At 72.3% G+C, this 3572-nt stretch carries 3 protein-coding genes and 2 pseudogenes; 4 read left to right on the top strand and 1 reads right to left on the bottom strand.

The annotated features are described in order from the left end of the window. Positions 1-639, bottom strand: a pseudogene (locus VFO68_RS09160) (hypothetical protein); the annotation flags it as partial. A gap of 111 nt (positions 640-750) precedes the next feature. Between VFO68_RS09160 and fabG the strand changes: the two are divergent. The 4 genes and pseudogenes from fabG to VFO68_RS09140 form a co-directional block, all read left to right on the top strand. After that, a complete protein-coding gene (gene fabG / locus VFO68_RS09155; protein WP_325157761.1) occupies positions 751-1455 on the top strand; it encodes a 3-oxoacyl-ACP reductase FabG in 705 nt (234 codons plus the stop codon). Between the two features lie 15 nt (positions 1456-1470). Further along, entirely contained in the window at positions 1471-2238 is a 768-nt protein-coding gene (fabI, locus tag VFO68_RS09150; RefSeq protein WP_325157760.1) for an enoyl-ACP reductase FabI, read from the top strand. A gap of 23 nt (positions 2239-2261) precedes the next feature. Then, a complete protein-coding gene (locus VFO68_RS09145; RefSeq protein WP_325157759.1) occupies positions 2262-3287 on the top strand; it encodes a ferrochelatase in 1026 nt (341 codons plus the stop codon). 12 nt (positions 3288-3299) lie between these two features. After that, positions 3300-3572, top strand: a pseudogene (locus VFO68_RS09140) (HAD family hydrolase); the annotation flags it as partial.

Here is a 3572-nt window from a genome sequence, read left to right as displayed (position 1 = left end):
CACGTCGTGCAGCTCGCGGGCGATCCTGGCCCGCTCCTCCAGCAGCCCGCGCCGGGCCTGCTCCCGTTCGGTCACCCCGGCCTGCTCGGCCAGTTCGCCCTCGACCTGGCGAACCCGGCGAAACGACGAGCCGATCGCCAGCAGCGCGGCGACGAGCAGCATGAGGCCGTAGAACGAGGCCGGGTCCGGCACGAAATAGAAGGCCACGAACACGGTGATCAGCCCGACCCAGAACACCACGACCCGGTCGGCCCGCAGCGCCACCACGACCAGCACGGCCAGGGTCACGAAGACCTGCACCGGGTTCCACGGGAGCGCCTCGCCGGCCGTGGCCCATCCCGTGCCGACGACCCCGCCGACGATGCACAATCGCCAGGCGAGCAGCGGGCGGTCGAGCATCAGGGCCGCGGGCGCCACTGTCAGGGCCGCCAGCGCCCACGCCATCAGGTTGATCCCGCGCACGCTCCACAGGTACTGGTACGTGATCAGCAGCAGGCCCAGCAGCGCCAGCACGGCCAGCGGCGGCCCGAACCGGGCCAGCTTGCCGGCCGGTCGGCCGGGTGCCCGTACCCGCGGATAATCCGGACCGGCGACGGCCCGGCGCAGGCCGGCCAGGCCGCGCACGACGGCGTTGTTCATGGCCGGAACGGTACGGCGCGGGCGCGCACGGCGTCGCCCTACCGGGGGGCTACGACCGGGGGATACCCAGGTATGACTACGCTTCCCTGACGAATGGGAAGGGGGCGGGCCGTGCCGCGGACGGTGCTGGTGACCGGCGGGAACCGGGGGATCGGGCTGTCGATCGCCGAGGAGTTCGCCAAGCAGGAATACCGGGTGGCGGTGACGCACCGGGGCTCCGGCGCGCCCGACGGCCTGTTCGGCGTCGAGTGCGACGTGACCGACGGCGCCGCGGTGGACGCCGCGTTCACCGCCGTCGAGGCGGAACTGGGGCCGGTGGAGGTGCTGGTGGCCAACGCCGGCATCACCGACGACACGCTGCTGATGCGCATGTCGGAGGAGCAGTTCACCCGGGTGCTGGACACCAACCTGACCGGAGCGTGGCGGTGCGCGCGCCGGGCGGCCACGAAGATGGTACGGGGACGCTGGGGTCGCATGATCTTCATCTCCTCGGTCGTCGGGCTGTACGGCGGGCCCGGCCAGGTGAACTACGCGGCAAGCAAGGCCGGGCTGGTCGGCGTCGCCCGGTCCATCACCCGCGAGCTGGGCACCCGCAACGTGACCGCGAACGTGGTCGCGCCCGGGTTCATCGAGACGGACATGACGGCGGCGCTGCCCGAGGAGCGGCGCGACGAGTACCGCAAGACGATCCCGGCCGGCCGGTTCGCCACGGTCGACGAGGTGGCCGGCGTGGTGACGTGGCTCGCCGGCGAGTCGGCGGGTTACATCAGCGGTGCGGTCATCCCAGTCGACGGCGGCCTGGGCATGGGTCACTGAGGGGGTTTGGTTCAGGTGTCAGGTTTGCTGGCCGGCAAGCGGCTGCTCGTCACCGGTGTGATCACCGACGCGTCGATCGCGTTCTCGGTCGCCCGGCTGGCCCAGGAGCACGGGGCCACCGTCGTGCTCACCGGCTACGGCCGGCTCTCCCTGGTCGAGCGGATCGCCAAGCGGCTGCCCTCGCCGGCCCCGCTGATCGAGCTGGACGTGACGAACCCCGATCACCTGGAGGGGCTTGCGGACAAGGTGCGCGAGCACGTCGACGGGCTGGACGGCGTCGTCCACTCGATCGGCTTCGCGCCGCAGACGTGCCTGGGCGGCGGCTTCCTCGACGCACCGTGGGAGGACGTGGCCACGGCGCTGCACGTGTCCACGTTCTCGTACAAATCGCTGGCCATGGCGGCGCTGCCGCTGATGGACCGGGGCGGCTCGGTGGTCGGGCTGACGTTCGACGCCACGGTGGCGTGGCCGGTCTACGACTGGATGGGCGTGGCCAAGGCGGGGCTGGAGTCGGCGTCGCGCTACCTCGCGCTGCACCTGGGCAAGCACGGCATCCGCAGCAACCTGGTGTCGGCCGGGCCGCTGCGCACGATGGCGGCGCGCTCGATCCCCGGGTTCGACGCGTTCGAGGACGCGTGGGTGGCGCGCGCGCCGCTGGGCTGGTCGCTCACGGACCAGGAGCCGGCGGCGCGGGCGGTGCTGGCGCTGCTCTCGGACTGGTTCCCGGCCACCACCGGCGAGATCGTCCACGTCGACGGCGGGTACCACGCGATCGGAGCGTAGCCGCTGAGGGCATGATGGGTGCCATGGCGTACGACGCGTTCCTGCTGCTGTCGTTCGGCGGTCCCGAGCACCCGGACCACGTGCTGCCGTTCCTGCGCAACGTCACGCGGGGCCGGGGCGTGCCGGCGGAGCGGCTCGTCGAGGTCGCCGAGCACTACCAGCACTTCGGCGGCGTGTCGCCGATCAACCAGCAGTGCCGCGACCTGCTGGCGGCGATCCGCGCCGACTTCGCGGCCCACGGCGTGGACCTGCCGGTCTACTGGGGAAATCGGAACTGGACGCCGATGCTGGCGGACACCCTGGCCACGATGCGCGACGACGGCGTGCGGCACGCCATTGCGCTGGCCACCAGCGCGTACGGCGGCTACTCCTCGTGCCGGCAGTACTACGAGGACATCGACGCCGCGCGGGCCGCGGTGGGCGAGGACGCGCCGCTGGTGGACAAGCTGAGGCACTTCGCCGACCACCCCGGCTTCGTCCGGCCGCACGCGGAGGCGGTGCGCGAGGCACTGGCCGCGCTGGACCCGGCCCGCCGGGGCGACGCCCGGCTGGTCTTCACGGCCCACTCCATCCCGGTGGCGATGGCCAGGACCGCCGGGCCTGACGGCGGGCGGTACGAGGCGCAGTTGCGCGAGACGGCCGCGCTCGTGGCCGCCGGCGCCGGCGCGGACGTGCCGTACGACCTGGTCTGGCAGAGCCGGTCCGGCCCGCCGCAGGTGCCATGGCTGGAGCCGGACATCAACGACCATCTGGAGGCGCTCGCCGACACCGGCGTCACCGCCGTGGTGGTGAGCCCCATCGGGTTCGTGTCCGACCACCTGGAGGTCGCCTGGGACCTGGACACGGAGGCGGCGGCCACCGCACGCAAGCTGGGACTGGAGTACGTCAGGGCGGCCACACCCGGCGTGCATCCCGCGTTCGTCACGATGGTTCGCGAGCTTGTACAGGAACGACTCGCGCCGGACACGTTTCCGCGACTTCGGCTGGGTAACCTTCCGGCTTGGGACCATTGCCCGGGTCATTGCTGCCCCCGGCCGCGTCGCGCGTAGCGAGGACAACTAATGACAGAGCGCAAGAAACCCGTCGAGAGCTGGCTGACCGACATGGACGGCGTGCTCGTGCACGAGGGCCAGCCCGTACCGGGCGCGCCGGAGTTCGTCAACCGGCTCCGCACGTCGGGCAGGCCGTTCCTGGTGCTCACCAACAACTCCATCTACACCGCCCGCGACCTGCAGGCGCGGCTGTCCCGGATGGGCTTCGAGGTACCGGAGCACGCCATCTGGACCGCCGCGCTGGCCACCGCGCAGTTCCTCGCCGACCAGCGTCCCGAGGGC

The sequence above is a fragment of the Actinophytocola sp. genome, assembly GCF_035712165.1.
Classification (GTDB): domain Bacteria; phylum Actinomycetota; class Actinomycetes; order Mycobacteriales; family Pseudonocardiaceae; genus DASYTH01.
Note: the sequence above shows the minus strand (reverse complement) of the source record. Positions and strands in the feature narration are given on the sequence as shown.